The organism is Ancylobacter sp. 3268 (assembly GCF_031456575.1).
Taxonomy (GTDB): domain Bacteria; phylum Pseudomonadota; class Alphaproteobacteria; order Rhizobiales; family Xanthobacteraceae; genus Ancylobacter.
The window spans coordinates 259,427-284,846 of sequence record NZ_JAVDUX010000006.1; the positions used below are offsets into that span (position 1 = coordinate 259,427).

The following is a 25,420-nucleotide window of genomic DNA, read 5'->3' on the forward strand; positions in this document are numbered from 1 at the left end:
AATAGCTAAGCCTGCGTCCCCTCGACCCGGAAGGTCGCGGCAATCTCGCGCCCGACCAGCCGGTCGAACGTTTCCGCCAGCCCGGCGAGATGCGTGCGGCAGAAGCCGGCGATCTCCCTCGGCAGCCGGCCGAGCTCCTGCCGGCGGGCGATCAGCGTCAGATGGCGGGTGAAGGCCGGGCCGGGCATCGGCCGGCAGGCGAGCCCGTCCAGCGCCACCGCCGCCTCCAGGAGGCAGAGCGGGGTGGTGATGGCGAAGCCGCCACCGGCGGCGATGCTCGCCGTCACTCCATAGGGGGTATCGAATTCCAGCCGGCGCGGCAGATCGAGCCGCAGCCGGCGCAAATGCCGCTCCACCTCCATGCCGGTCTTGGAGCGGGCGGAAAAGCGCACCAGCGGCAGCCCCGCCGCCAGTTGCGCCAGATCGGCCGGGCGCGCCGGGGCCGGCAGGGCGGCCGGCATCAGCAGCACATAGGGCTCGGTCAGCAGCGGCCAGCGCTCCAGCCCCTCGATCTCGTCGAGATCGTCGGCACCGACCAGCAGATCGAGCTGGCGGGTGAGCAGCGCCCCGGCATGCGAGGCGGTGAGGCCGGAAAGGATCGACGCCTGGTCGGCCATCTCGCCGAGCTTGCCGGCCAGCGGCGCCATCAGCGCCCGCGACAGCGAATCGACGAGACCGGCCCGCAGCAGCGGCAGGCGGGCATGCTCGGCCTCGCGCAGCAGCGGCGCGATCTGCCGGGCTTCCGAGATCAGCGCGCTCGCCCGCTGGCGCAGCGCGCCGCCGGCGGCGGTGAGCGCCAGCGGGCGGGCGCCGCGATCGAACAGCGCGACGCCGATGCGACGTTCCAGCTCGGCAATGGCCTGCGACACCGCCGGCTGGGTGAGCGCCAGGCGCCGCGCCGCCGCCGCCATGGTGCCGGCGTCGCAGACGGTGAGGAAGATCTCAAGGCCGCGCAGATCGAAGGGCAAGGTGTCGGGGGGCATGGGTGCTTCTCCGGGTGGCAGTCGACCGGGACGAAGTAAGGATCGAGCCGGCGCGGCGTCCTCTTCCCGTGGGGAGAGGGGTGGGGTGAGGGGGCAGGACGCTCGAAGGTCTCGCCGCCGCGTTCCTCCTCACCGACCCGCTTCGCGGGCCACCTCTCCGCCGAAGCCCGCTATTGCCGGCTTCGGCCTTGCCGGAACCGAACCCGGCAACAGCCGGGTTCGGGCGAGGAGAGGAAAGATAAAGACGCCGGCCCCTCCGGCAGGGAAGAAGGGCCTTCATCGCCGAATGCCCCATCCAAAGACGCCCTGCCTCCACTATAAGAAAAACTTATATTATCACCATCCTGCGCGGGCTCTATAGCTATCCGCATAGAGCCAGCGAGCCGACCGATGCGCTATTCCTTCCTCAGCCTTCTCAAGAACTGCCTCACAGGCCAGACCGGGTGGACACCCGCCTGGCGCGATGCCGCGCCGAAGCCCGCCTATGACGTGATCATCGTCGGCGGCGGCGGACATGGCCTCGCCACCGCGTTCTACCTCGCCAGCGAGCACGGCATCCGCAATGTCGCGGTGATCGAGAAGGGGCATATCGGCTCCGGCAATGCCGGGCGCAACACCACCATCATCCGCTCCAACTACCTGCTGCCCGGCAACGAGCTGTTCTACGAATGGTCGATGAAGCTGTGGGAAGGGCTGGAGCAGGCGCTGAACTACAACGCCATGGTGAGCCAGCGCGGCATCCTCAACCTCTATCATTCCGACGCCCAGCGCGACGCCTATGCGCGGCGCGGCAACGCCATGCGGCTCGCCGGGGCCGACTCGGAATTGCTGGACCGCACGGGCGTGCGGGCGATGTACCCGTTCCTCGACTTCGACAATGCCCGATTCCCGATCCAGGGCGGGCTGATGCAGCGCCGCGCCGGCACCGCCCGCCACGACGCCGTGGTGTGGGGCTATGCCCGCGCCGCCGACCGGCTCGGCGTCGACATCGTGCAGAACTGCGAGGTGACGGGCTTCCTCACCGAGGACGACGCCATTATCGGGGTGGAGACCACGCGGGGGCCCATCCGGGCCAGCAAGGTCGGCCTCGCGGTGGCCGGCTCCTCCTCGCGGGTGGCGAAGCAGGCCGGGCTCCGGCTGCCGATGGAAAGCCACGTGCTGCAGGCCTTCGTCTCCGAGGGGCTGAAGCCGCTGGTCGACGGCGTCATCACCTTCGGCGCCGGGCATTTCTACATCAGCCAGTCCGACAAGGGCGGCCTGGTCTTCGGCGGCGACATAGACGGCTACAATTCCTATGCCCAGCGCGGCAACCTGCCGGTGGTGGAGGACGTCGCCGAGGGCGGCATGGCGCTGATGCCGCGCATCGGCCGGCTGCGACTCCTGCGCATGTGGGGCGGCATCATGGACATGTCGATGGACGGCTCGCCGATCATCGACCGCACGCCGCGTCCGGGGCTCTACCTCAATTCCGGCTGGTGCTATGGCGGCTTCAAGGCGACGCCGGCCTCCGGCTGGTGCTTCGCGCATCTGCTCGCCACCGACCGGCCGCACGAGACCGCGACGGCGTTCCGGCTCGACCGCTTCCGTACCGGCCATCTCATCGACGAAAAGGGAGTCGGCGCGCAGCCGAACCTGCACTGATGCGCATTCCCTGCCCCTATTGCGGCCCGCGCGACGCCAGCGAATTCGCCTATCTCGGCGACGCCACGCTCACCCGCCCCGACCCCGCCGCGCCGGATGCGGAGGACCGCTTCCACAACTACGTCTATCTGCGCGACAACCCCGCCGGGGCGCACAGCGAATGGTGGTATCATTCGGCCGGCTGCCGCCGCTGGGTGAAGGTCGCGCGCGACACCGTCACCCATGCGATCGCCGGCGCCGACCTGGCGGGAAGCGCGACATGAGCCGCCTCCCCTCTGGCGGTCTCGTCGACCGCTCCCGCACGCTCGGCTTCCACTTCGACGGCAAGGCCTATCGGGGATTCGCCGGCGATACCCTCGCCTCGGCGCTGCTGGCGAACGGGGTGCGCCTCGTCGGCCGTTCGTTCAAATATCACCGGCCGCGCGGCATTCTCACCGCCGGGCCGGAGGAGCCGAACGCGCTGGTCGAGCTGCGCTCGGGCTCCCGGCGCGAGCCCAATACCCGCGCCACCGTCGCCGAACTCTATGACGGACTCGATGCCGCCAGCCAGAACCGCTGGCCCTCGCTGGCGCTGGACGTGCTCAGCCTCAACGGGCTGGTGGCGCCGTTCCTCGGCGCCGGCTTCTACTACAAGACCTTCATGTGGCCGGCGAAGCTCTGGGAGAGCGTCTACGAGCCGATGATCCGCCGCGCCGCCGGCCTCGGCCGCGCCGCCGAGGGCGACGACCCCGACCATTACGAGAAGGCCCATGCCTTCTGCGACGTGCTCGTCATCGGCGCCGGCCCGGCGGGGCTGATGGCGGCGCTGGCCGCCGGCCGGGCGGGCGCCCGCGTCATCCTCGCCGACGAGGATTTCTTGCCCGGCGGCCAGCTCAATTCCGAGGCGGTCGGCATCGACAGTCAGCCGGGCCATGTGTTCGCGGCGAAGACCGTGGCGGAACTGGCGAGCCTGCCCAATGTGCGGATCATGACCCGCACCACCGTCTTCGGCGTCTATGACGGCGAATATGGCGCGGTGGAGCGGGTGTCGGACCACCTGCCCACACCCGCGCCGTTCCAGCCGCGCCAGCGTCTGTGGAAGATCGTCGCCAAGCGCGCCATCCTGTGCGCCGGCGCCACCGAGCGGCCGATCGTGTTCGGCGGCAATGACCGGCCGGGCGTCATGCTCGCTGGCGCGGCCCGCACCTATGCCAATCGCTATGGCGTGGCGGCGGGCAAGAGCGTCGCCTTCTTCGCCAATAACGATTCCGCCTGGAGTTCGGCCTTCGAGCTGAAGGCGGCCGGGGTCAACGTCACCACGCTCGTCGACATCCGCCGCGAGGTCGCCCCGGCGCTGGCCGCGCGGGCGAAGGCGCTCGGCATCGACGTGCGGACCGACACGCAGGTCACCGGCACCACCGGCCAGCCGCTTGGCGGCGCGCTGACCGGCCTTGCCATCCGCACCGGCGGGCGCGGCGGGCGAATTGCCGCCGACACGCTCGCCATGTCCGGCGGCTGGTCGCCGAGCGTGCACCTCACCTGCCATCACGGCGGCAAGCCGGTGTGGCGCGACGACATCGCCGCCTTCGTGCCGGGCCGCACCCCGCCGGGGCTGAGCGTCGCCGGCGCCGCGCGCGGCACCTACGGGCTCGGCGACATCCTCGCGGAGGGCGCGCGCCAGGGTGCCGAGGCGGCCGGCGACCTCGGCTTTGCGACCGCCCTCCCCGACCTGCCGGCCACGGGGGACACCCCGGCCGGCATCACCGCGTTCTGGCATGTGCAGGGTTCCAGGGGGCCGGCCTTCGTCGACCAGCAGAACGACGTCACCGCCAAGGATCTCGGCATCGCCTACAAGGAAGGCTTTCGCGCGGTGGAGCTGATGAAGCGCTACACCACGCTGGGCATGGCGACCGACCAGGGCCGCACCTCCAACGTCAACGGCCTCGCCATCATGGCCGAGCTGACCGGCGCGAGCATCATGGAGACCGGCACCACCATCTTCCGCCCGCCTTACACGCCGGTGTCGCTCGGCGTGCTCGCCGGCCACCATCGCGGCAAGGATTTCCGCCCGACGCGTCTCACTCCCACCCATCAATGGGCGGCTGAACAGGGCGCGGTGTTCATCGAGACCGGCGCATGGCTGCGGGCGCAGTATTTCCCGAAGGCCGGCGAGACCGACTGGCTCACCACGGTGAACCGCGAGGTGCTGGCGGTGCGGGCCTCGGTGGGGCTGATCGACGTCTCGACCTTCGGCAAGATCGACTTGCAGGGACCGGATGTCGGCGCCTTCCTCGACCGCGTCTACATCAACACCTTCTCGACGCTGGCGGTCGGCAAGGCGCGCTACGGCGTGATGCTGCGCGAGGACGGCCTCGTCATGGACGACGGCACCACCGCGCGGCTCGCGCCCGAGCACTATGTGATGACCACCACCACGGCGAATGCCGCCAAGGTGTACCAGCATCTCGAATTCTGCCTGCAGGTGCTGTGGCCGGAACTCGATGTGACGCTGGCCTCTGTCTCCGAGCAATGGGCGCAGATCGCCCTCGCCGGCCCCCGCGCGCGGGAGGTGCTGGCGCGCGTGGTGGATGCCGGCGTCGATGTCTCCAATGAGGGGCTGCCCTTCATGGGCGCGATCGAGGGCACGGCGATGGGCGGGGTGAAGGCGCGGCTGTTCCGCCTCTCCTTCTCCGGCGAGCTCGGCTATGAGATCGCGGTGCCGGCCCGGCAGGGCGAGGCCCTGGCGCGGGCGCTGATGGCGGCGGGGGCGGAGTTCGGCATCACCCCCTATGGCATCGAGGCGCTGGGCGTGATGCGCATCGAGAAGGGACATGTCTCGGGCAACGAGCTCTCCGGCCAGACCAGCGCCGCCGATCTCGGCTTCGGCAAGATGGCCTCGACCAAGAAGGACTATATCGGCCGCATCATGGCGGCGCGGCCCGGGCTCAAAGATCCCGAGCGGCCGGGCTTCGTCGGCTTCAAGCCGGTCGATCGGTCGCAGCGGCTGCGGGCGGGGGCGCACTTCCTCTCCCCCGGCGCGCCGGCCGACATGGCGCATGACGAGGGCTACATGACCTCGGTCGCCCATTCGCCGCATCTGCGCCACTGGATCGGCCTCGGGCTGCTGAAGAACGGCCCGGCGCGGATCGGCGAGCGGGTGCGGGCCTATGACCCGGTGCGCGGCGGCGATTTCGAGGTGGAGGTCTGTGCGCCCGGCTTCATCGATCCGAACGGGGAGCGGCTGCGTGGCTGACCTCGCCCCTCTTCCGCCCGCCGACTTCCTGCCCGTCCGGAGGCCCTGTCCATGACATCCGCGCTCGACGTCCTTCCGGTCACGCAGATGCCGCCGGACGGCCATTACGGCCCGGCCGGCAAGCATGGCGTCACCGCCCGGCTCTTCGATCCGCCGGCGCTCGCCACCCTCGCCGCCCGCCACGGCGCCGGTGCGGCACTGAGCGCGGCGGCGCGGGTGGAGCTTGGCCTCGACCTTGCCGACGCGCCGCGCCTCTCCCGCGCCGATGGCCTCAGCGCCATCGGCACCGGCCCGGGCCGCTGGCTTCTCCTCGCCGAGACGCCGGAAGACCTGCAGGCCCGCCTCGCGGCGCTCGCCGCGCATGCGGCGATCACCGAGCAGACCGACGCCATGATCGGGTTCGAGCTATCCGGCCCGCATGCGCGCGACCTGCTCGCCAAGGGCGTGACCCTTGACCTCGATCCGGCGGTGTTTCCGGCCGGCACAGCGGCGACCGGCAATGTCGCGCATGTCAACACCACCTTCTGGCGCGAGCCGGGCGACGAGCGCTTCGTCTTCCTCGCCGGACGCAGCTACGCCGTGGCCTTTGCCCGCTTCGTCGTCGCCTCCGGCGCCGAATTCGGGCTTGAACTCGTCCATCGAGGTTGAGGGCGGCGCGAAGCGCGCTTCCCTCCCAGCCGCATCTCCCCTAAAACCCGCGCCGAAACGCCTTCGCCCGAGCCGCCGAAACCCGCGGCGCCGGGCGCAGAACGGCGAGCCGACGAGAACCGCCATGACTGACGCTACCGCTGCCGAGAGCTACATTCTCACCCTCTCCTGCCCGGACCGCCCCGGCATCGTCGCCGGCGTCGCCAATTTTCTGTTCGAACATGGCTGCAACATCCTCGAGGCGCAGCAATTCGACGACACCGAGAGCGGCCGCTTCTTCATGCGCGTCTCCTTCGAGCGCGTCGCGGGCGAGAGCACCCTGGCCAGCCTGAAGGCCGATTTCGCTGCCGTGGCCGATACGTTCAGCCTGAGCTGGCGGCTGCGCGCGCGCTCGCAGAAGCAGAAGGTGATGCTGCTGGTCTCCAAGTTCGACCACTGCCTCGCCGACCTGCTCTATCGCTGGCGCATCGGCGAAATCCCGATGGAGATCACCGCCATCGCCGCCAACTACCCGCGCGAGACGTACGCCCATCTCGATTTCGACGGCATCCCGTTCCATTACCTGCCGATCACCAAGGCGACCAAGATGGAGCAGGAGGCCCAGCTCTGGGAGCTGTTCCAGAAGACCGGCTCGGAGGTCGCGGTGCTCGCCCGCTACATGCAGGTGCTCTCCGACGGGCTGTCGGCCAAGCTGTCGGGACGCTGCATCAACATCCACCACTCCTTCCTGCCCGGCTTCAAGGGCGCCAAGCCCTATCACCAGGCGCATGCGCGCGGGGTCAAGCTGATCGGGGCGACTGCGCATTACGTCACCTCCGACCTCGACGAAGGTCCGATCATCGAGCAGGACGTCGAGCGTATCACCCACCAGGATTCGGCCGAGGCGCTGGTGCGGAAGGGCCGCGACATCGAGCGCCGGGTGCTCGCCCGCGCGCTCGCCTGGCATCTCGACGACCGGGTGCTGACCAACGGCCACAAGACCGTGGTCTTCCGGGACTGATTGTTGCGCGACGGACGCTTTACGAGGACGACATGGTCGAGACCCGCATCATCGACGGCAAGGGCTTCGCGGAAGAGCTGCGCAAACGGATCGCCGGCGAGGTCGCCGACTTCCGCGCCGCCACCGGCATCACTCCCGGCCTCGCCGTGGTGCTGGTCGGCGAGGACCCGGCAAGCGCGGTCTATGTGCGCAACAAGGGCAAGCAGACGCTGGAGGCCGGCATGGCCTCCTTCGAGCACAAGCTCCCCGCCGCCACCGGCGAAGCGGAGCTGCTGGCGCTGGTCGCGTCGTTGAACGCCGATCCGGCGGTGCACGGCATCCTCGTGCAACTGCCGCTGCCTGCCCATATAGATGCGCAGAAGGTACTCTCCGCCATCGACCCGGCAAAGGACGTCGATGGCTTCCATGTGGTGAATGCCGGCCGCCTCGCGGTGGGGCTCGACGCGCTGGTGCCCTGCACGCCGCTCGGCTGCGTGATGCTGCTGAAGCACCATCTCGGCAGCCTCGCCGGGCTGCGCGCGGTGGTGGTGGGGCGCTCCAACATCGTCGGCAAGCCGCTGGCGCAACTGCTGCTGCGCGAGGACTGCACCGTCACCATCGCCCATTCGCGCACGAAGGATCTACCCGAGGAATGCCGGCGCGCCGACATCCTCGTCGGGGCGGTCGGGCGGCCGGAGATGATCCGCGGCAGCTGGATCAAGCCGGGGGCGACGGTGATCGATGTCGGCATCAACCGGGTGGATGCCGGCGGCGGCAAGACCCGCCTCGTCGGCGACGTCGCCTTCGACGAGGCGCAGGGCATCGCCGGGCTGATTACCCCGGTGCCGGGCGGCGTCGGGCCGATGACCATCGCCTGCCTGCTGCAGAACACGCTGACGGCGGCGCGCCGGCTGGTGGGGGACTGAGGGGAAGCGGAACAGACGACCCCTCTCCTGGTCCCACACAGAACCACGTCGCCGGGTTCCAAGCCTCCCTCTCCGCGTGGGGAGAAAGGTGGGGTAAGGGGTCTTCTCAGCTTCCCGATGGCGTCCGCCTCACCGACCCCGCTTTGCGGGGCCACCTCTCCCCACCGGGGAGAGGAAAGACAGGCCACCTATCGCCGGCCTGTATCCAGCCCCATGAAAACGCCCGCGACGGTTTCCCGGCGCGGGCGTTCTCATTCCGGCGGGCGGCGCCTCAATACTCGATGTCGACGTCCTTGGTCTCCGGGCCGAGCAGCAGCGCGATGAGCGTGATGAAGGCCATCGACGACAGGTAGACGCCGACCCAGAACGGCGAGCCGCCGCCATAGCGCCACAGCATCACCGCGATGAACGGCGCCACCGCCGCGCCGAGGATCGACGACACATTGTAGGAGATGCCGGAGCCGGTGTAGCGCACATTGGCCGGGAACAGCTCCGGCAGCAGCGCGCCCATCGGGCCGAAGGTCATGCCCATCAGCGTGAAGCCGAGGATCAGCCACGCCATCACCCCGACCGGGCCGGCGGCGAGCATCGGCACCCACAGGAAGCCGAAGGCGATGATGCCGAGCGTGATCCAGATCAGCGTGCGCCGGCGGCCCCAGCGATCGGCCCATGGGCCGGAGAGCAGGGTGAAGATGCCGAAGAACACCACGCCGCCGATCATCATCAGCACGAAGGTGGTGTAGTCATAGCCGAGGCCCGGCACCGGGCCGCCGGGAGCGGCGCGGCCATAGCTGAGCGAGAAGGTGGTCATCAGGTAGAAGAGCACATAGGTCGCCAGCATGTAGAAGGTGCCGAGCACGATCTCGCGGAAGTGGTTCTTGAAGGCGCTGGCGAGCGGCAGGCGGGTGACCTTGCCCTTCTGCACGGTCTTCTCGAAGGCGGCGCTCTCGACAAGGTTGAGCCGCACCCACAGGCCGACGATCACCATGACGATCGAGAACAGGAACGGGATGCGCCAGCCCCATTCCAGGAAGGCCTGCGAGGGCCGCGATGGGTCGTCGGAGGGCAGCAGCGCCGCGATGATCAGGAACAGGCCGTTGGCGACGATGAAGCCGATCGGCGCGCCGAGCTGCGGGAAGGTGCCATAGACGGCGCGCTTGCCGGGCGGGGCGTTCTCGGTGGCGACCAGCGCCGCGCCGCTCCATTCGCCGCCGAGCGCAAAACCCTGGGCAAGCCGCATGACGACCAGCAGCGCCGGGGCGATCCAACCGGCCATCTCATAGGTCGGCAGCGCGCCGATGAGGAAGGTGGCGATGCCCATGGTCAGCAGCGCGCCGACCAGCGTCGCCTTGCGGCCGCGCTTGTCGCCGAGATGGCCGAAGAAGATCGCACCGAGCGGACGCGCGACCATCGCCGCGCCGAAGATGCCGAGCGACGCGAGCAGCGCTGCGGTGTCGTCGCCGGCCGGGAAGAACAGATGCGGGAATACCAGCACCGCCGCGGTGGCGTAGACGTAGAAATCATAGAACTCGATCGTGGTGCCGATCAGGCTGGCGAGAATGACGCGGGAGCGCGGATTGGCGACGGCCGGATCGGCCCGCTCCGCGGTAGCGGCTAGGGACATGGTCGAAAAGGCTCCGTGGGTGGCGCGGCCCATCAGGAGGCACGGCGCCAGACGAAAGCGGGGCGGGGGACAGGCGTCGATCCGCGCCCGACGCGATTGACGCCCGTCATATACCCAGCCGCCGGAGGAATGAACCTCCGACACGGCTCCGCTTATAATTCTATGGTCGAATAGGCCGAGAGGGACGACATATTCTTGCGCCCACCCGATGCACCCGTGCCGGTCACGCCCGCGACATGCGGTTCCAGGCATCGAGGCCGGCGATCTTGTAGGCCTCGGCCAGCGTCGGATAGTTGAAGGTGTTTTCGATGAAGTAGTCGATGGTGCCCTTGAGGTTCAGCACCGCCTGGCCGATGTGGATCAGCTCGGTAGCCCCCTCGCCGACGATATGCACCCCGAGCAGCCGACGGGTTTTCACCGAGAAGATCATCTTCATCATGCCGGTGTTGAGCCCCATAATGTGGCCGCGCGAGGTCTCGCGGAAGCGAGCGATGCCGCATTCATACGGGATCGCCCGCTTGCGCACCTCCTCCTCGCTCATGCCGACCGTCGACATTTCCGGCACCGAATAGATGCCGTAGGGGAAGAATTCCGGCGGCGGCGGCGGCTCCAGCCCGAAGGCGTGGCAGGCGGCGACGCGCCCCTGCTCCATCGAGGTGGAGGCGAGGCTGGGAAAGCCGATGACATCGCCGGCGGCATAGATATGCGACACCGAGGTCTGCAGGGTCTTCGGATCGACCTGCAGCCGGCCGCGATGATCGACGTCGAGGCCGGCCGCGCCGAGGTTCAGCGTGTCGGTGGCGCCGACGCGGCCGGCGGCAAACAGCAGCATCTCGGTGATGACGGTGCGCCCGTCGCCCAGCCGGCAGATCGGGCGGCCGTCATTGCCGAACTCGATGGCGGCGACCTTCGAGCCGAGCCGCAGCGCGACGTTGCGGTCGCGCAATTCGTGGGTGAATTCCTCGATCAGTTCCTTGTCGATGAAGTCGAGGAACGAGCTACGCGGCTCGATCAGCGTCACCTGCACGTCGAGCGCGCTGAAGATGGTGGCGTATTCGACGCCGATCACCCCGGCGCCGATCACCGCGAGACTGCGCGGCAGGCGCGGCAGCTCGACGATCTCGTCGCTGTCGAAGACATTGAGGCCGTCGAACGGCACGTAGTCCGGCCGGAACGGGCGGGTGCCGACGGCGATGAGGAAATTCCCGCCGGAGACGGTGGTGTGCTCGCCGGTCTCGCTGGTGATCTCGATATCATAGGGCGACACGAAGCGCGCCGCGCCACGAGCGGTCTTCACGCCGTTGCGGCTGAACTGATGCTCCAGCACGTCGACCTCATGGTCGAGGGTCTTGTGCAGCCGGGCCAGCAGATCGGACGCCCCGATATCCTGCTTCACCCGGTAGGAACGGCCGTAGAAGCCGCGCTCGCGCCAGCCGGAAAGATTGAGCACGGTCTCGCGCAGCGTCTTAGACGGTATGGTGCCGGTGTGGACCGAGACGCCGCCGACCCGGCGGCCCTTCTCGACCACCAGCACCGACTTGCCGAGCTTGGCGGCCTGCACGGCGGCACGACGGCCCGAGGGGCCGCTGCCGATGACGATCATCTCATAATCATGCATGGCTCACCGCCGCTCCTGCAGGCCTCGCCTCCGGTGAATGCACGATGAATGCCAAGCCGGTATGACGTTCCGCGTTTTCGCGCCGACATTTCCCGGCTAAAAACGAGACCGGACGAGCGTGAGGGAGACAGGCCTTGGCGGGACAGCGGCGGCAGGCGGAAGGCGACGGCAGCAAGGAGGCTGCCGCAGCGGAGACCGTCGGCGGGGAGGATCTGCGTACCGGATCGGGGGCACCGGCCACCAATGAGCGCACGCTGGAACAGGCGCTCGGATTGCAGGTGCGCGCCATCCGCCGCGAGCTGGACCTCACCGTCTCCGATCTCGCCAGCGCCGCCGGCATCTCGGTCGGCATGCTCTCCAAGATCGAGAACGGGCTGATCTCGCCCTCGCTCGGCACGCTGCAGGCGATTTCCTCGGTGCTGAACGTGCCGATCTCCTCGCTGTTCTCCGGCTTTGAGGAAAAGCGCGACTGTTCCTTCGTGCCCGCCGGCCAGGGGGTGCATATCGAGCGGCGCGGCACCAAGGTCGGGCATCAATATGAGCTGCTCGGCCATGCGCTGGGCGGCGAGGTGGCGGTCGAGCCCTATCTCATCACCCTCTCCGAGGAAGCTGTGCCCTATACCGGCTTCCGCCATGCCGGGGTGGAATTCATCCACATGCTCTCCGGCGAGGTGAACTACCGCCACGGCGACCGCACCTATCACCTGCGGCCGGGCGATTCGCTGATGTTCGACAGCGCCGCCACCCATGGGCCGGAGGAACTGCTGGTGCGGCCGATGACCTATCTGTCGATCATCATCTACCCGCGCGATCCGCTGTGAACGCCCGCGCCGGCCATCCCCGCCGAAGATTTCCTCACAGGAAAAATTTATTCTCGATCCATTGACGCCGGTCCGACTTCTTCGTACATCTCCGCCACGAACAAGCGAGATGGTTTGCGGGGAGACGCGCTTCATGTGCGGGATTGTCGGGCTCTTCATCAAGGATCCGAAGCTGGAGCCGCAGCTTGGCGCCATGCTGGCGGAAATGCTGGACGTCATGTGCAGTCGCGGGCCGGATTCGGCCGGCTTCGCCGTCTATGGAGCGGGTGCGGACGGCACGGTGAAGCTCACTTTGCGCGGTCCGGCCGGCAGCGATTTCGCCGCCATCGGCACGGCGCTCGGCTATCCGGCGACGACGCGCGATACCCATGCGGTGCTTACCGTGCCGACGGCCGACGAGGCTGCGGCCCGCGCTGCCATCGCCGCGCGCTTCCCGCAGATCAGCGTGGTCGGCGCCGGCAGCCGCATGGAGCTCTACAAGGAGGTCGGGCTGCCGGCCGACGTGGCGAAGCGCTTCAAGCTGGAGACGATGAGCGGCACCCACGCCATCGGCCACACCCGCATGGCGACCGAAAGCGCGGTGACCACCGATGGCGCCCACCCCTTCTCCACCGGCCCCGACCAGTGCCTGGTGCACAATGGCTCGCTGTCGAACCATGCCGGCCTGCGCCGCCGGCTGGAGCGCGAGGGCCTGACGCTGACGACCGAGAACGACAGCGAGGTCGCCGCCGCCTATCTCACCTACCGCATGAAGCAGGGCGACACGCTCGGCGAGGCGCTGGAGCATTCGCTCGGCGACCTCGATGGCTTCTACACCTTCGTGGTCGGCACCGAGAGCGGCTTCGGCGTGCTGCGCGACCCGATCGCCTGCAAACCGGCCGTCATGGCCGAAACCGACGAATATGTCGCCTTCGGCTCGGAATATCGCGCGCTTGCCGGCCTGCCGGGCATCGAAAACGCCCGCGTCTGGGAGCCGGAGCCGGCACGCGTTTATTTCTGGGACCGCGCAGCATGACCCTCTCCGCGAAGCAGGCCGCCATGGACGCCTCCAAATATATCGACCTCGCGACGTCGAGCGTGCGCGAGCTGAACGCCGCGCTGCACGCTCTCGCGCCCGACACCAACGAGACCGCCTGGAAGGTCGCCCATCCCAATGGCCGCCATGCCATCGCCGCCGGGCTCGACGCCGCCATCGACCTCGAGATCGACGGGCCGGTCGGCTATTACTGCGCCGGCATGAACAAGCGCGGCCGCGTGGTGATCAACGGCAATGCCGGCGTCGGCGTCGGCGAGAACATGATGTCGGGCTTCATCCATGTGAAGGGCGACGCCAGCCAGTCGGCCGGTGCCACCGCCCATGGCGGGCTCCTGGTCATCGACGGCAACGCCTCGGCCCGCTGCGGCATCTCGATGAAGGGCATCGACATCGTGGTAAAGGGCTCGGTCGGCCATCTCTCGGCCTTCATGGGCCAGGCCGGCACGCTGACCGTCCTCGGCGATGCCGGCGAGGCGCTCGGCGACAGCCTCTACGAGGCCAAGCTGTTCGTGCGCGGCACCGTCGCAGGCCTCGGCGCCGACTGCGTCGAGAAGACGATGAAGGACAAACACAAGGCGCTGCTGGCCGAGAAGCTGAAGGCGGCCGGCATCCTCGGCGAGGTCGATATCGGCGAGTTCCGCCGCTACGGCTCGGCGCGCACGCTCTATCATTTCCACGTCGACAACGTGTCGAGCTACTGAGGGGCGGGACCATGAACGATCTCACCAACACCCCGCGCACCACGCCCCGCACCTCGGCGACCTTCGACGAGTACACGCTGTCGGAGATCCGCCGCGCGGCGGCGACCGGCATCTACGACATTCGCGGCGCCGGCGCGAAGCGCAAGCTGCCGCATTTCGACGATCTGCTGTTCCTCGGCGCATCCATGTCGCGCTACCCGCTGGAGGGCTATCGCGAGAAGTGCTCGACCGAGGTGGTGCTCGGCACCCGCTTCGCCAGGAAGCCGATCGAGCTGAAGATCCCGATCACCATCGCCGGCATGAGCTTCGGCTCGCTCTCGGCCAACGCCAAGGAAGCGCTGGGACGCGGCGCCTCGGCGATGGGCACCTCCACCACCACCGGCGATGGCGGCATGACCAATGAGGAGCGCGGGCACTCCACCCAGCTCGTCTACCAGTACCTGCCCTCGCGCTACGGCATGAACCCGGACGACCTCAAGCGCGCCGACGCCATCGAGGTCGTGGTCGGCCAGGGCGCCAAGCCCGGCGGTGGCGGCATGCTGCTCGGCCAGAAGATCACCGAGCGCGTCGCCGGCATGCGCACGCTGCCCGTCGGCATCGACCAGCGCTCGGCCTGCCGCCACCCGGACTGGACCGGCCCGGACGACCTCGAGATCAAGATCGAGGAACTGCGCGAGATCACCGACTGGGAGAAGCCGATCTATGTGAAAGTCGGCGCGGCGCGTCCCTATTACGACACCGCGCTGGCGGTGAAGTCGGGGGCCGACGTGGTGGTCGTCGACGGCATGCAGGGCGGCACGGCGGCGACGCAGGAGATCTTCATCGAGCATGTCGGCATCCCCACCCTCGCGGCGGTGCGGCAGGCGGTGAAGGCGCTGCAGGACCTCGGCATGCACCGCAAGGTGCAGCTCGTCGTCTCCGGCGGCATCCGCAACGGCGCCGACGTGGCCAAGGCGCTGGCGCTCGGCGCCGACGCGGTGGCGATCGGCACGGCGGCGCTGGTCGCGCTGGGCGACAACGATCCGCACTACGCCGCCGAATATGAGGCGCTCGGCACCAGGGCCGGCGCCTATGACGACTGGCACGAGGGCCGCGACCCGGCCGGCATCACCACCCAGGATCCCGAGCTGATGAAGCGGCTCGATCCCATCGCCGCCGGCCGCCGGCTCGCCAACTATCTCGCGGTGCTGACGCTGGAGTGCCAGACCATCGCCCGCGCCTGCGGCAAGAGCCATGTGCACAACCTGGAGCCGGAGGACCTCGTCGCGCTGACCATCGAGGCGGCAGCGATGGCGAACGTGCCGCTGGCAGGCACCAACTGGATCCCCGGCAGCAACGGGACTTTCTGACCGGATGCCGCGCTTCGGCGCGGCATTTGCACGTTCATCGCACCAACGAGCCCCAACGGGCCGGGGAACAGCTTTCCAGGCAGGACCGCATTAGATGGCCAATGATCTTACCCATGCCGCCAAAGAGCTCGGCATCAAATATTTCCTGATCTCCTATGTCGACCTGTTCGGCGGTCTGCGCGCCAAGCTGGTGCCGGCGCAGGCGATCGGCGGCATGCAGAAGGCCGGCGCGGGCTTTGCCGGCTTCGCCACCTGGCTCGATATGAGCCCGGCCGATGCCGACCTGTTCGCGGTGCCGGACGCGTCGAGCCTGATCCAGCTGCCGTGGAAGCCGGAAGTCGGCTGGCTCGCCTCCGACCTCGTCATGAACGACGAGCTGGTAGCGCAGGCGCCGCGCAACGTGCTGAAGAACACCATGCTGGGCGCCGAATCCATCGGCTACCAGATGAAGACCGGCGTCGAGTGCGAGTTCTTCCTGACGACGCCGGACGGCGCGAAGATCTCCGACGCCGCCGACAACGCCACCAAGCCCTGCTACGACCAGTCCGCCCTGATGCGCCGCTACGAGGTGATCAAGGAAATCTGCGACGGCATGCTGGCGCTGGGCTGGGGACCGTACCAGAACGACCATGAGGACGCCAACGGCCAGTTCGAGATGAACTGGGACTTCGACGACGCCCTCGTCACCGCCGACCGCCACGTCTTCTTCAAATACATGGCCCGCTCCATCGCCGAGAAGCACGGGCTGCGCGCGACCTTCATGCCCAAGCCGTTCATCGACCTCACCGGCTCTGGCTGCCACATGCATACCTCGCTGTGGTCGGGCGACACCAACCTGTTCGAGGACGAGGACGGCGAGCTCGGCGTCTCCGACCTCTGCTACAATTTCATCGGCGGCCTGATCCACTCCGCCGACGCCCTGTGCGCCTTCACCAACCCGACGGTGAACTCCTACAAGCGCATCAACGCCCCGCGCACCGTCTCCGGCGCCACCTGGGCGCCCAACACCGTGACCTATACCGGCAACAACCGCACCCACATGATCCGCATTCCCGATGCGGGACGGCTGGAGCTGCGCCTGCCGGACGGCGCGGCCAATCCCTATCTCGCCCCCGCCGCCATGCTCGCCGCCGGCCTCGACGGCATCCAGAACCAGCGCGATCCGGGCAAGCGGCTGGACATCAACATGTACACCGACGGCCACAAGGTGCGCGGCGCCAAGAAGCTGCCGCTGAACCTGCTCGACGCGCTCCGGGCGCTGGAGAAGTCGAACGTGCTGCGCAACGCGCTCGGCGCGCCGGTGGTCGACGGCTTCCTCAAGCTCAAGCACGAGGAATGGAACGCCTATTCGCGCCACCTCACCCAGTGGGAGCGCGACAACACGCTGGATATCTGAACCTCCGAAGATGGGTCGGCCTTATGGTCGATGCTCCGCCACCCGATCCGGCACCGGCGCACCCGCGATCTCTCGGATGAGCTTGTGCCGGATGGCGCTGGGGAAGGCGTCGACCGAATGCACCGGCTGGACGAACGCGCCCGGCCCGCCAATGACCTCTTCGACGAAATAGCGGACCAGCTGATCGGGAGGAAAGGCCGTCTCGTCGTCTCCGGGGTCTTTATAGACCAGCGGCAGGCCGTTGATGGTGATCCCGCGCGCCAGTATCTCCCTGCGAACCTGGCCGAGCGGGCGCCCGCGATTGCTGAACCCATCGCCGGATAGGTCGATCACCCGCCGGTCGCCGGCATAATCGGCGACGCCGAACAGATCGGTACAGAACAGCAGCGCCTCGCCCAGAGCGGTTCCATAGGCGAGGCGCCCGGGTGAGACCCGCGCGAGACGCTCGGCAAAGGCGCGCGAGGTCGCCGCTCCGTCAATCGATGTCCAGGGCAGCACGACCTGCTCGCGCCCCTCCCCGCCCCACTCGACATAGGTGACAGCGATCCGCCCGCGACGGCCCTGACGGATGGCGGCGATGACGGCCTCATCGCGAAAGGCTGCGACAAAGCCGGCGAGCTGGAGCTGCTTTTCCCCGCGGTCCATCGAGGTGGAGACATCGGTGGCGAGCACCAGTTCCAGGTCGACCTCGATCGTTGCGCCCTGCTGCGCGCGCGTCCCCTGCCAGGCTCCCGGGACGGTCATCCCCAGCACGAGGGCAATGGCCGGCCCGTGCGCGACCACATGCCACCCTCCCATGGCGCCCCTCACCTTTTTTGCCACGTTTTCATCCCACGGGGCCGGGAGGCTGCGCGCCAATTGTTGCAGTATTGTTTGATTGGACGACGGGCGGGATTGCGAGGCGAGGAAACGATGCCCCCGCGCTGCTTCAATGGCATTACCTTCGACGAGGACTTTTCCTGCGCATTCTGTGAGCCGGAAGTGAAAATCCACTTCACGCACTCCGAGCGCGCGGTGTTGGGCGCGCTGGTGGGCAATGCCCGACGGGTAATGAGCCGCAGCCAGCTGCTCGACGCCATAGCGGGACCCGGTTCGGACTCCACCGACCGCAGCATCGACTTCGTGATCAACCGGCTCCGTGCCAAGCTGGGTGACCAGGCGCGGGCGCCGAGCTTTATCGCCACCCGATACGGCGAAGGATACGTCTGGATCGCCGGCCCAACATTGGGGTGAATGATGGGCTCAAAAGCGCAACTCGTCCTTGACCTCGAACGGCACCACGCCGCGCCGGTCCGGGTCGAGCACGATCTCGCGGTCGAGCGGCGGGAAGGCGCGGTCCGGGCACCCCGTGCGCGGGCAGATGCGGCAATTGACGCCCAGCGGCGCGATGCTGGCCGCCTTCAGGTCGATCCCGTCGGCATAGACGATCTCCCCGGCATAGGAGAGCTCGCAGCCGATGCCGAGCGCGTAACGCCGCTCGCGCTGGCCGAAGCGCTGGGCCGGCTTGGCCGTCCCGCGCGCAAGGCACAGATAGCGCACCCCGTCCGGCATCTCGCCCAGCTGCGCCAGCAGCTTCGAGGGCTGCTCGAACGCCTCGTGCACGTTCCACACCGGGCAGGCGCCGCCATAGCGGGCGAACTGGAAGCGGGTGGCGCTGTGCCGCTTGATGACGTTGCCAGCGCGGTCGACCTTGAGGAAATAGAACGGTACCCCTTTCTCGCCCGGCCGTTGCAGGGTCGAGAGTCGATGGCAGACCTGCTCGAGGCTGGCGCCGGTGATGGCGGCGATGAGATCGAGATCGTGCCGCTTCTCGCGCGCGAGACGGGCGAAGCGGCGGTAAGGCAGGATCAGCGCCCCGGCGTAGTAGTTCTGCAAGGACAGGCGGCAGACCTCGCGGGCAGCCGTGCTGCGGAAGCCCGCCTCCGCCACATGAGCATCGATCAGCCCGCCCTGCTCGAAGCGGGCGATCAGGGTGGCGAGCCGGAATACTCGGCTGGCGGGGTCGAGCCCGCGCGCCAGCGTCACCACCCGGCGGTGACGGTCGACGCGCAGGAGCGGCGCGTCGACCGCATCCGGCGGCGCCGTCTCGACGCCGATATCGTGGCGCTCGCGCAGATGCCGCTCCAGCACCGCGCCCGCATCGGGACGCGCGAACAGATCGAGCGCCGCGCTCATCTCCTCCGCCGCCCGGTCGAGGCCGTCGACATAGTTGTCGATGTAGTGGAAGTGGTCGCGCACCTCCTCATAGGGCGCGAGGTTGCGCCCCTCACCCTCCGGCTCGCCGCCGGCGGCGACCAAGGTGGCGGCATCGTCGAGCGCGGCACGCCGTTCCACCAGCCGCCGCATCGCGCCGTGCAGGCGCAGGAAGGCGTGGGCGAAGGCGGGGGCGTGGGTGGTGGCGTTCTTCAGGTCCTGCAGGCTCGGCTCCAGCCCGCGGAACACCGGATCGGCCAGCGCCTCGCGCAGATCGGCGACGATGCGGTCGAGGTCGTCGGCGCCGAAGCGGGTGATGTCGAGATCGAAGATGCGGCCGATGGCGAGCAGCACCGCGGCGGTGAGCGGGCGCTGGTTGCTCTCGATCTGATTGATGTAGCTCGGCGACAGCGAAAGGCGGCGCGCGAAATCCATCTGGGTAAGGCCGAGCCTTTCGCGCAGATTGCGCACCGCATGGCCGGCGAATACCTTCTTGGACATGGAGACCCTCTCGGCAAGCGCTGACGATGGAACGCCGTTATCTGACTGAATAACCTCGCCCCATTGGGGAGAGGTCGGCCCGAATGGCCGGGTGAGGGGAGACGCCATCGGAAAGCGAAGAAGACCCCTCACCCCACCCCTCTCCCCAGCGGGGAGAGGGAGCCGGCCGGCTCCAGCGTCCGCGCATCGATCTTGTGAAATTTTTACAGTTTCACGATCCACATTTTCACAGCTTATCGTGCCGCTCACAAGGGCTTAGAAGAGACGATGCGACCCGGCGCCCCAAGCGCCCCCGAAAGGTGCGTGCCATGAAGCATATCCTCGATGAACTCGACCAGCGCCGCGCCGATGCCCGCCTGGGGGGCGGCGAGAAGCGCATCGCCGCCCAGCACAAGCGCGGCAAGCTCACCGCCCGCGAGCGCATCGAGCTCCTGCTCGACAGCGGCTCCTTCGAGGAGTTCGACACCTTCGTCGAGCATCGCTGCGCCGATTTCGGCATGGAGGCCAACAAGATCCCCGGCGACGGCGTCGTCACCGGCTGGGGCACGGTGAATGGCCGGCAGGTGTTCCTGTTCGCCAAGGATTTCACGGTGTTCGGCGGCTCGCTGTCCGAGGCGCATGCCGCCAAGATCACCAAGATCCAGGACATGGCGCTGAAGACCCGCTCGCCGATCATCGGCCTGTTCGACGCCGGCGGCGCGCGCATCCAGGAAGGGGTGGCGGCGCTCGGCGGCTATGGCGAGGTGTTCAAGCGCAATGTCCTCGCCTCCGGCGTCATCCCGCAGATCTCGGTGATCATGGGCCCCTGCGCCGGCGGCGATGTCTATTCGCCGGCGATGACCGACTTCATCTTCATGGTGCGCGACACCAGCTACATGTTCGTCACCGGCCCGGACGTGGTGAAGACCGTCACCAACGAGACGGTGACCGCCGAGGAGCTGGGCGGCGCCAAGGTGCACACCACGAAGTCCTCCGTGGCGGACGGCGCCTTCGACAACGACGTCGAATGCCTGTTGCAGATGCGCCGGCTGATCGACTTCCTGCCCGCCAACAACCGCTCCGGCGTGCCGCAATGGCCGAGCTTCGACGATGGCGAGCGGCTCGACCCCTCGCTCGACACGCTGGTGCCGGACAATCCGAACAAGCCCTACGACATCAAGGAGCTGATCTCCAAGGTGGTCGACGAGGGCGACTTCTTCGAGATCCAGGCCACCTTCGCCGGCAACATCGTCACCGGCTTCGGGCGCGTCGAGGGCCGCACGGTCGGCATCGTCGCCAACCAGCCGATGGTGCTCGCCGGGGTGCTCGATGCGGATGCATCGAGGAAAGCCGCAAGGTTCGTGCGCTTCTGCGACGCCTTCGAGATCCCGATCGTCACCTTCGTCGACGTGCCCGGCTTCCTGCCCGGCACGGCGCAGGAATATGGCGGGCTGATCAAGCACGGCGCCAAGCTCTTGTTCGCCTATTCGCAGGCCACCGTGCCGCTCGTCACCGTCATCACCCGCAAGGCGTTCGGCGGCGCCTATGACGTGATGGCCTCCAAGCATGTCGGCGGCGACGTCAACTATGCCTGGCCGACGGCGCAGATCGCGGTGATGGGTGCCAAGGGGGCGGTGGAGATCATCTTCCGCGCCGACATCGACGATCCCGCCAAGATCGCGGCGCGCACCAAGGAATATGAGCGGCGCTTCCTCTCACCCTTCGTGGCGGCCGAGCGCGGCTATATTGACGAGGTGATCACCCCCCGCTCCACCCGCAAGCGCATCGCCCGCGCGCTCGCCATGCTGCGTTCCAAGCATGTCGAGGCGCCGGCCAAGAAGCACGACAACCTGCCGCTGTGAGGCTCAACTGATGTTCTCCAAGATCCTCATCGCGAACCGTGGCGAGATCGCCTGCCGCGTCATCAAGACCGCCCGCCGCATGGGCATCAGGACCGTCGCGGTCTATTCCGACGCTGACAAGGACGCCCTGCACGTCGCCATGGCCGACGAGGCGGTGCATATCGGCGCGGCGCCGGCCGCGCAGTCCTATCTGCTGATCGACAAGATCATCGACGCGTGCAGGCAGACCGGCGCCGAGGCGGTGCATCCCGGCTACGGCTTCCTCTCCGAGCGCGCCGCCTTCCCGGAAGCGCTCGCAAAGGCCGGCATCGTCTTCATCGGCCCCAACCCCGGCGCCATCGAGGCGATGGGCGACAAGATCGAATCCAAGAAGGCGGCGGCGGCGGCCAGGGTCTCCACCGTGCCGGGCTATCTCGGCGTGATCGAGGATGCCGCGCAGGCGGCTGTCATCGCCGATGAGATCGGCTATCCCGTGATGATCAAGGCCTCGGCCGGCGGCGGCGGCAAGGGCATGCGCATCGCCCATTCGCGCGACGAAGTGCAGGACGGCTTCGACCGCGCCCGCTCGGAGGCGAAGTCCTCCTTCGGCGACGACCGGGTGTTCGTCGAGAAGTTCATCGTCGATCCCCGCCACATCGAGATCCAGGTGCTCGGCGACAAGCACGGCAACGTCGTCTATCTCGGCGAGCGCGAATGCTCGATCCAGCGCCGCAACCAGAAGGTCATCGAGGAAGCGCCCTCGCCGCTGCTCGACGAGGCGACGCGCCGGAAGATGGGCGAGCAGGCGGTCGCCCTCGCCAAGGCGGTGAACTACGACAGCGCCGGCACGGTGGAGTTCGTCGCCGGACAGGACAGGAGCTTCTACTTCCTCGAGATGAACACCCGCCTGCAGGTCGAGCATCCGGTCACCGAACTCGTCACCGGCATCGATCTCGTCGAGCAGATGATCCGGGTGGCCGCCGGCGAGCCCCTCGCCTTCACGCAGGACGACGTCAAGCTGACCGGCTGGGCGGTGGAAGCCCGCGTCTATGCCGAGGACCCCTACCGCAATTTCCTGCCCTCCACCGGCCGGCTCACCCGCTACCGTCCGCCGGCGGAAGGGGTGAAGGACGGCGTCACCGTGCGCAACGACACCGGCGTCTATGAGGGCGGCGAGATCTCGCTCTATTACGACCCGATGATCGCCAAGCTGATCACCCACGCACCAACGCGGACGCAGGCGATCGAGGCGCAGGCCGACGCGCTCGATGCCTTCGCCATCGACGGCATCCAGCACAACATCCCCTTCCTCTCCGCCCTGATGGACCATCCGCGCTGGCGCGAGGGGCGGCTCTCCACCGGCTTCATCGCCGAGGAATACAGGGGCGGCTTTGCCGGCGCCGCGCCGACGCCGGGGCTTGCCCGCCGGCTCGCCGCGGTGGCGGCGGTGATCGACAATATCGGCAATGCCCGCAAGCGCGCCATCTCGCACCAGTTGCCGGGCCGGCAGGTGGCGTTCGAGCATCGCCGGGTAGTGAAGCTCGGCGATGATTTCCTGGCCTGCGAGGTGGACCGGGCGGCCGGCGGCTTCATCGTCACCTTTCTCGACGCCGAGGGCCGGTCGTTGGGTACCCATGAGCTGCGCTCGGGCTGGAAGCCGGGCGAGCCGGTGTGGCACGGCGTGTTCGACGACGAGGACATCCATGTGCAACTGCGCCCGTGCCTCAACGGCCTGGTGCTCGGCCATCGCGGCGTCTCGGTTCCGGCCGTCGTCTACACCGAGCGGGAGGCGGAATTCGCCCGGCTCATGCCGGAGAAGGAACAGACGGGCAGCGGCAAGCAGCTGCTTTGCCCGATGCCGGGGCTGGTGGTTTCCATCGCCGTCTCCGAGGGGCAGGAGGTGAAGGCCGGCGAGGCGCTCGCCGTCGTCGAGGCGATGAAGATGGAGAACGTGCTGCGCGCCGAGCGCGACGCCACGGTGAAGAAGGTGCTCGCCAAGGCCGGCGACAGCCTCGCCGTCGATGCCGTCATCCTCGAATTCGCCTGAGGAGCCGGCACCGTGGAGAGCGCCCTCGATCTCGACCTCGCCTCTTTTCCGGCCGCCACCCGCGAGGACTGGCTGAAACTGGTCGAGAGCGTGCTGAAGGGGACGCCTTACGACCGGCGCATGGTGACCCACACCTCTGACGGGCTCGCGCTCGATGCGCTGCCGCCGCGAAGGGCCGACGCCCAGCTCATTGCCACACGGGCGGGCACGCCGTGGAAGCTGCTCACCCGCATCGACCACACCGATCCGGCCGCCGCCAACGCCCAGGCGCTGGACGACCTCGCCGGCGGCGCTGACGGACTGTCCCTCGTCTTCGCCGGCGCGCCGGCCGCCTATGGCTTCGGCCTGCCGGTGACGCGCGAGGCCATCGCCGCGACGCTGAACGGCGTGATGGCCGATCTGGTCACGCTGCGCGTCGAGGCCGGGCGTTTCCAGGGCCGCGACGTGGCGCTGGCACTGGCCGGACTTGTGGAAGACCGCGCGCCGCCTTCGCTCGACCTCCGCTTCGGGCTGGATCCCATCGGCGATCTCGCCGCCCTCGGCGCCGCGCCCATCGAATGGGAGGCGCTGAGCGCCCGCCTCGGCCAGACCGTCGCGGCGCTGCGCTCGCGCGGCTTCTCCGCACCAATGGTGCGCGCCGATGGCCGCCTCCACCACGCCGCCGGCGCCAGCGAGGCGCAGGAGCTCGCGGCGGTGCTGGCGACCGCCCTCGCCTATCTCCGGGCGCTCGAAGCCTCCGGTCTTGCGCTCGAAGAGGCGGTGCCGCTGATCGAGGCGACGCTGACTGCCGATGTCGATGAATTCCTCACCCTCGCCAAGCCGCGGGCGCTGCGCCTCCTGTGGGCGGCGGCGCTGGAGACCTGCGGCATGGCGAACCCGCCGCCGCTGGCGATCCACATGGAGACGGCGTGGCGCAGCCTGACCCGGCTCGACCCGCACACCAACCTTTTGCGCGGCACGCTCGCCGCCTTCGCCGCCGGGGTGGGGGGGGCGGACAGCCTCACCGTGCTGCCCTTCACGCAAGCTCTCGGCCTGCCGGACGGCTTCGCGCGGCGGCTGGCGCGCAACACCCAGTTGATCCTCATCGAGGAGTCCAATCTCCACCGCGTCGCCGATCCCGGCGCCGGCGCCGGCGCCATCGAGGAACGCACCGAACAGCTCGCCGCGGCGGCGTGGGAGCTGGTCCGCGACATCGAGAAGGAAGGCGGCCTGGTCGAGGCGCTGCAATCGGGCAGTTGGCAGCGGCGGATCGGCGAGGCCCGTAGCGCACGCGCCAAGGACATCGCCACTCGCCGGATGCCCATCACCGGCACCTCCGAATTCCCGTTGCTCGGCGCCGCCGTGCCACCGGTCACGGCGGCGCTGCCGCCCATGCGCGCCCCCGCCCCCACCGAGGGAGCGCTGCTGGTCGAGCCGCTCGTCCCGCACCGCCTCGCCGAGCCGTTCGAAGCGCTGCGCGCGGCTGCCGAACGCGCCGAACCGCGCCCGGCGGTGTTCCTGGCCACGCTCGGCACGCCGGCCGACTTCACCCTCCGGGCCGGCTTCGCCCAAAACCTGTTCGAGGCCGGCGGCATCGCCGCGCCCGGCAATGACGGCTTTGCCGACGAGGCAGCTCTCCTCGCCGGCTTCCGCGCTTCCGGCGCCCGGCTCGCCTGCCTGTGCGGATCCGATGCGCTCTATCTGGAGCGCGCCGAGACCGCCGCACGGGCGCTCAAGCAAGCGGGCGCGGCGGCGGTTTATCTCGCCGGACGCCTTCCCGAGCAGGAAGCCGCGCTACGCGCCGCCGGGGTCGACGGCTTCGCCTTTACCGGCGGCGATGCGCTCGAACTGCTGCGTTCGGCCCATGCGGCGCTCGGGCTCGCGCGACGCGCGGAGGAACCATGAGGCACGCAATCCATTTCCCTA

General features: G+C 68.7%; 20 protein-coding genes. 15 read left to right on the forward strand and 5 right to left on the reverse strand.

Annotated elements, in window-relative coordinates; all coding sequences use genetic code 11:
- Nucleotides 1-5: 5 nt before the first annotated feature.
- Complete coding sequence (locus J2X65_RS11240; RefSeq protein WP_310200999.1) at nt 6-983, reverse strand: LysR family transcriptional regulator; 978 nt, start codon at nt 981-983, stop codon at nt 6-8.
- 390 nt (nt 984-1,373) lie between these two features.
- On the opposite strand from J2X65_RS11240, the gene J2X65_RS11245 reads away from it, so the two are divergent.
- The 6 genes from J2X65_RS11245 to folD all read left to right on the forward strand — a co-directional run bounded on the left by J2X65_RS11245 (nt 1,374) and on the right by folD (nt 8,409).
- On the forward strand, nt 1,374-2,624 hold the full coding sequence (locus J2X65_RS11245; protein WP_310201000.1) for a sarcosine oxidase subunit beta family protein: 1,251 nt from the start codon (nt 1,374-1,376) through the stop codon (nt 2,622-2,624).
- Nucleotides 2,624-2,887, forward strand: coding sequence for a sarcosine oxidase subunit delta (locus J2X65_RS11250; protein ID WP_310201001.1), 264 nt, complete (start codon nt 2,624-2,626; stop codon nt 2,885-2,887). Before J2X65_RS11245 ends, J2X65_RS11250 begins: the two co-directional genes overlap by 1 nt.
- Nucleotides 2,884-5,856: a sarcosine oxidase subunit alpha family protein gene (locus J2X65_RS11255; RefSeq protein ID WP_310201002.1), complete on the forward strand. Its 2,973-nt coding sequence runs from the start codon at nt 2,884-2,886 to the stop codon at nt 5,854-5,856. The genes J2X65_RS11250 and J2X65_RS11255 overlap by 4 nt, the downstream gene beginning before the upstream one ends.
- Nucleotides 5,857-5,907: 51 nt before the next feature.
- A complete protein-coding gene (locus J2X65_RS11260) occupies nt 5,908-6,504 on the forward strand; it encodes a sarcosine oxidase subunit gamma family protein (RefSeq protein ID WP_310201003.1) in 597 nt (198 codons plus the stop codon).
- A gap of 124 nt (nt 6,505-6,628) precedes the next feature.
- The gene (gene purU, locus J2X65_RS11265) at nt 6,629-7,504 is read left to right on the forward strand and encodes a formyltetrahydrofolate deformylase (RefSeq protein ID WP_310201004.1); all 876 of its coding nucleotides are present in this window, start codon (nt 6,629-6,631) and stop codon (nt 7,502-7,504) included.
- A gap of 32 nt (nt 7,505-7,536) precedes the next feature.
- Nucleotides 7,537-8,409, forward strand: coding sequence for a bifunctional methylenetetrahydrofolate dehydrogenase/methenyltetrahydrofolate cyclohydrolase FolD (gene folD / locus J2X65_RS11270; RefSeq protein WP_310201005.1), 873 nt, complete (start codon nt 7,537-7,539; stop codon nt 8,407-8,409).
- Nucleotides 8,410-8,680: 271 nt separating this feature from the next.
- Here folD and J2X65_RS11275 read toward each other — a convergent pair whose 3' ends face one another.
- Together J2X65_RS11275 and sthA are read right to left on the reverse strand one after the other, a co-directional pair.
- Nucleotides 8,681-10,033: an MFS transporter gene (locus J2X65_RS11275; protein ID WP_310201006.1), complete on the reverse strand. Its 1,353-nt coding sequence runs from the start codon at nt 10,031-10,033 to the stop codon at nt 8,681-8,683.
- Nucleotides 10,034-10,256: 223 nt separating this feature from the next.
- The gene (sthA, locus tag J2X65_RS11280; protein ID WP_310201007.1) at nt 10,257-11,651 is read right to left on the reverse strand and encodes a Si-specific NAD(P)(+) transhydrogenase; all 1,395 of its coding nucleotides are present in this window, start codon (nt 11,649-11,651) and stop codon (nt 10,257-10,259) included.
- A gap of 212 nt (nt 11,652-11,863) precedes the next feature.
- On the opposite strand from sthA, the gene J2X65_RS11285 reads away from it, so the two are divergent.
- The 5 genes from J2X65_RS11285 to glnT all read left to right on the forward strand — a co-directional run bounded on the left by J2X65_RS11285 (nt 11,864) and on the right by glnT (nt 16,954).
- Entirely contained in the window at nt 11,864-12,472 is a 609-nt protein-coding gene (locus J2X65_RS11285) for an XRE family transcriptional regulator (RefSeq protein WP_246547313.1), read from the forward strand.
- Between the two features lie 133 nt (nt 12,473-12,605).
- A complete protein-coding gene (locus J2X65_RS11290) occupies nt 12,606-13,487 on the forward strand; it encodes a glutamine amidotransferase family protein (RefSeq protein ID WP_310201008.1) in 882 nt (293 codons plus the stop codon).
- 23 nt (nt 13,488-13,510) lie between these two features.
- On the forward strand, nt 13,511-14,209 hold the full coding sequence (locus J2X65_RS11295) for a protein glxC (RefSeq protein ID WP_404977694.1): 699 nt from the start codon (nt 13,511-13,513) through the stop codon (nt 14,207-14,209).
- A gap of 11 nt (nt 14,210-14,220) precedes the next feature.
- Entirely contained in the window at nt 14,221-15,558 is a 1,338-nt protein-coding gene (locus J2X65_RS11300; protein ID WP_310201010.1) for an FMN-binding glutamate synthase family protein, read from the forward strand.
- Between the two features lie 94 nt (nt 15,559-15,652).
- The gene (gene glnT / locus J2X65_RS11305) at nt 15,653-16,954 is read left to right on the forward strand and encodes a type III glutamate--ammonia ligase (protein WP_310201011.1); all 1,302 of its coding nucleotides are present in this window, start codon (nt 15,653-15,655) and stop codon (nt 16,952-16,954) included.
- A gap of 21 nt (nt 16,955-16,975) precedes the next feature.
- Here glnT and J2X65_RS11310 read toward each other — a convergent pair whose 3' ends face one another.
- Nucleotides 16,976-17,947, reverse strand: coding sequence for a DUF1194 domain-containing protein (locus J2X65_RS11310; RefSeq protein WP_310201012.1), 972 nt, complete (start codon nt 17,945-17,947; stop codon nt 16,976-16,978).
- Between J2X65_RS11310 and J2X65_RS11315 the strand changes: the two genes are divergently transcribed.
- Nucleotides 17,936-18,187 (forward strand): helix-turn-helix domain-containing protein, encoded by a 252-nt coding sequence (locus tag J2X65_RS11315; protein ID WP_310201013.1) that lies wholly within the window; start codon nt 17,936-17,938, stop codon nt 18,185-18,187. The genes J2X65_RS11310 and J2X65_RS11315 overlap by 12 nt on opposite strands.
- 9 nt (nt 18,188-18,196) lie before the next feature.
- Here the strand turns inward: J2X65_RS11315 and J2X65_RS11320 are convergent, their stop codons facing one another.
- Nucleotides 18,197-19,648, reverse strand: coding sequence for a short-chain fatty acyl-CoA regulator family protein (locus J2X65_RS11320; RefSeq protein ID WP_310201014.1), 1,452 nt, complete (start codon nt 19,646-19,648; stop codon nt 18,197-18,199).
- Nucleotides 19,649-19,956: 308 nt separating this feature from the next.
- Between J2X65_RS11320 and J2X65_RS11325 the strand changes: the two genes are divergently transcribed.
- Genes J2X65_RS11325 through J2X65_RS11335 form a run of 3 tightly spaced genes read left to right on the forward strand, consistent with a single transcriptional unit; the run spans nt 19,957 to nt 25,399 of the window.
- Nucleotides 19,957-21,489: an acyl-CoA carboxylase subunit beta gene (locus J2X65_RS11325; RefSeq protein ID WP_310201015.1), complete on the forward strand. Its 1,533-nt coding sequence runs from the start codon at nt 19,957-19,959 to the stop codon at nt 21,487-21,489.
- Nucleotides 21,490-21,499: 10 nt separating this feature from the next.
- Nucleotides 21,500-23,515, forward strand: a complete 2,016-nt coding sequence (locus tag J2X65_RS11330) for an acetyl/propionyl/methylcrotonyl-CoA carboxylase subunit alpha (protein WP_310201016.1) — start codon at nt 21,500-21,502, stop codon at nt 23,513-23,515.
- 12 nt (nt 23,516-23,527) lie between these two features.
- Nucleotides 23,528-25,399, forward strand: coding sequence for a methylmalonyl-CoA mutase family protein (locus J2X65_RS11335; protein ID WP_310201017.1), 1,872 nt, complete (start codon nt 23,528-23,530; stop codon nt 25,397-25,399).
- Nucleotides 25,400-25,420 lie beyond the last annotated feature (21 nt).

Excerpts from the sequence above, each read along its gene's own strand:
- J2X65_RS11240 (WP_310200999.1), bottom strand. The coding sequence starts at position 983 with ATGCCCCCCGACACCTTGCCCTTCGATCTGCGCGGCCTTGAGATCTTC.
- J2X65_RS11245 (WP_310201000.1), top strand. The coding sequence starts at position 1,374 with ATGCGCTATTCCTTCCTCAGCCTTCTCAAGAACTGCCTCACAGGCCAG.
- J2X65_RS11250 (WP_310201001.1), top strand. The coding sequence starts at position 2,624 with ATGCGCATTCCCTGCCCCTATTGCGGCCCGCGCGACGCCAGCGAATTC.
- J2X65_RS11255 (WP_310201002.1), top strand. The coding sequence starts at position 2,884 with ATGAGCCGCCTCCCCTCTGGCGGTCTCGTCGACCGCTCCCGCACGCTC.
- J2X65_RS11260 (WP_310201003.1), top strand. The coding sequence starts at position 5,908 with ATGACATCCGCGCTCGACGTCCTTCCGGTCACGCAGATGCCGCCGGAC.
- purU (WP_310201004.1), top strand. The coding sequence starts at position 6,629 with ATGACTGACGCTACCGCTGCCGAGAGCTACATTCTCACCCTCTCCTGC.
- folD (WP_310201005.1), top strand. The coding sequence starts at position 7,537 with ATGGTCGAGACCCGCATCATCGACGGCAAGGGCTTCGCGGAAGAGCTG.
- J2X65_RS11275 (WP_310201006.1), bottom strand. The coding sequence starts at position 10,033 with ATGTCCCTAGCCGCTACCGCGGAGCGGGCCGATCCGGCCGTCGCCAAT.
- sthA (WP_310201007.1), bottom strand. The coding sequence starts at position 11,651 with ATGCATGATTATGAGATGATCGTCATCGGCAGCGGCCCCTCGGGCCGT.
- J2X65_RS11290 (WP_310201008.1), top strand. The coding sequence starts at position 12,606 with ATGTGCGGGATTGTCGGGCTCTTCATCAAGGATCCGAAGCTGGAGCCG.
- J2X65_RS11295 (WP_404977694.1), top strand. The coding sequence starts at position 13,511 with ATGGACGCCTCCAAATATATCGACCTCGCGACGTCGAGCGTGCGCGAG.
- J2X65_RS11300 (WP_310201010.1), top strand. The coding sequence starts at position 14,221 with ATGAACGATCTCACCAACACCCCGCGCACCACGCCCCGCACCTCGGCG.
- glnT (WP_310201011.1), top strand. The coding sequence starts at position 15,653 with ATGGCCAATGATCTTACCCATGCCGCCAAAGAGCTCGGCATCAAATAT.
- J2X65_RS11320 (WP_310201014.1), bottom strand. The coding sequence starts at position 19,648 with ATGTCCAAGAAGGTATTCGCCGGCCATGCGGTGCGCAATCTGCGCGAA.
- J2X65_RS11325 (WP_310201015.1), top strand. The coding sequence starts at position 19,957 with ATGAAGCATATCCTCGATGAACTCGACCAGCGCCGCGCCGATGCCCGC.
- J2X65_RS11330 (WP_310201016.1), top strand. The coding sequence starts at position 21,500 with ATGTTCTCCAAGATCCTCATCGCGAACCGTGGCGAGATCGCCTGCCGC.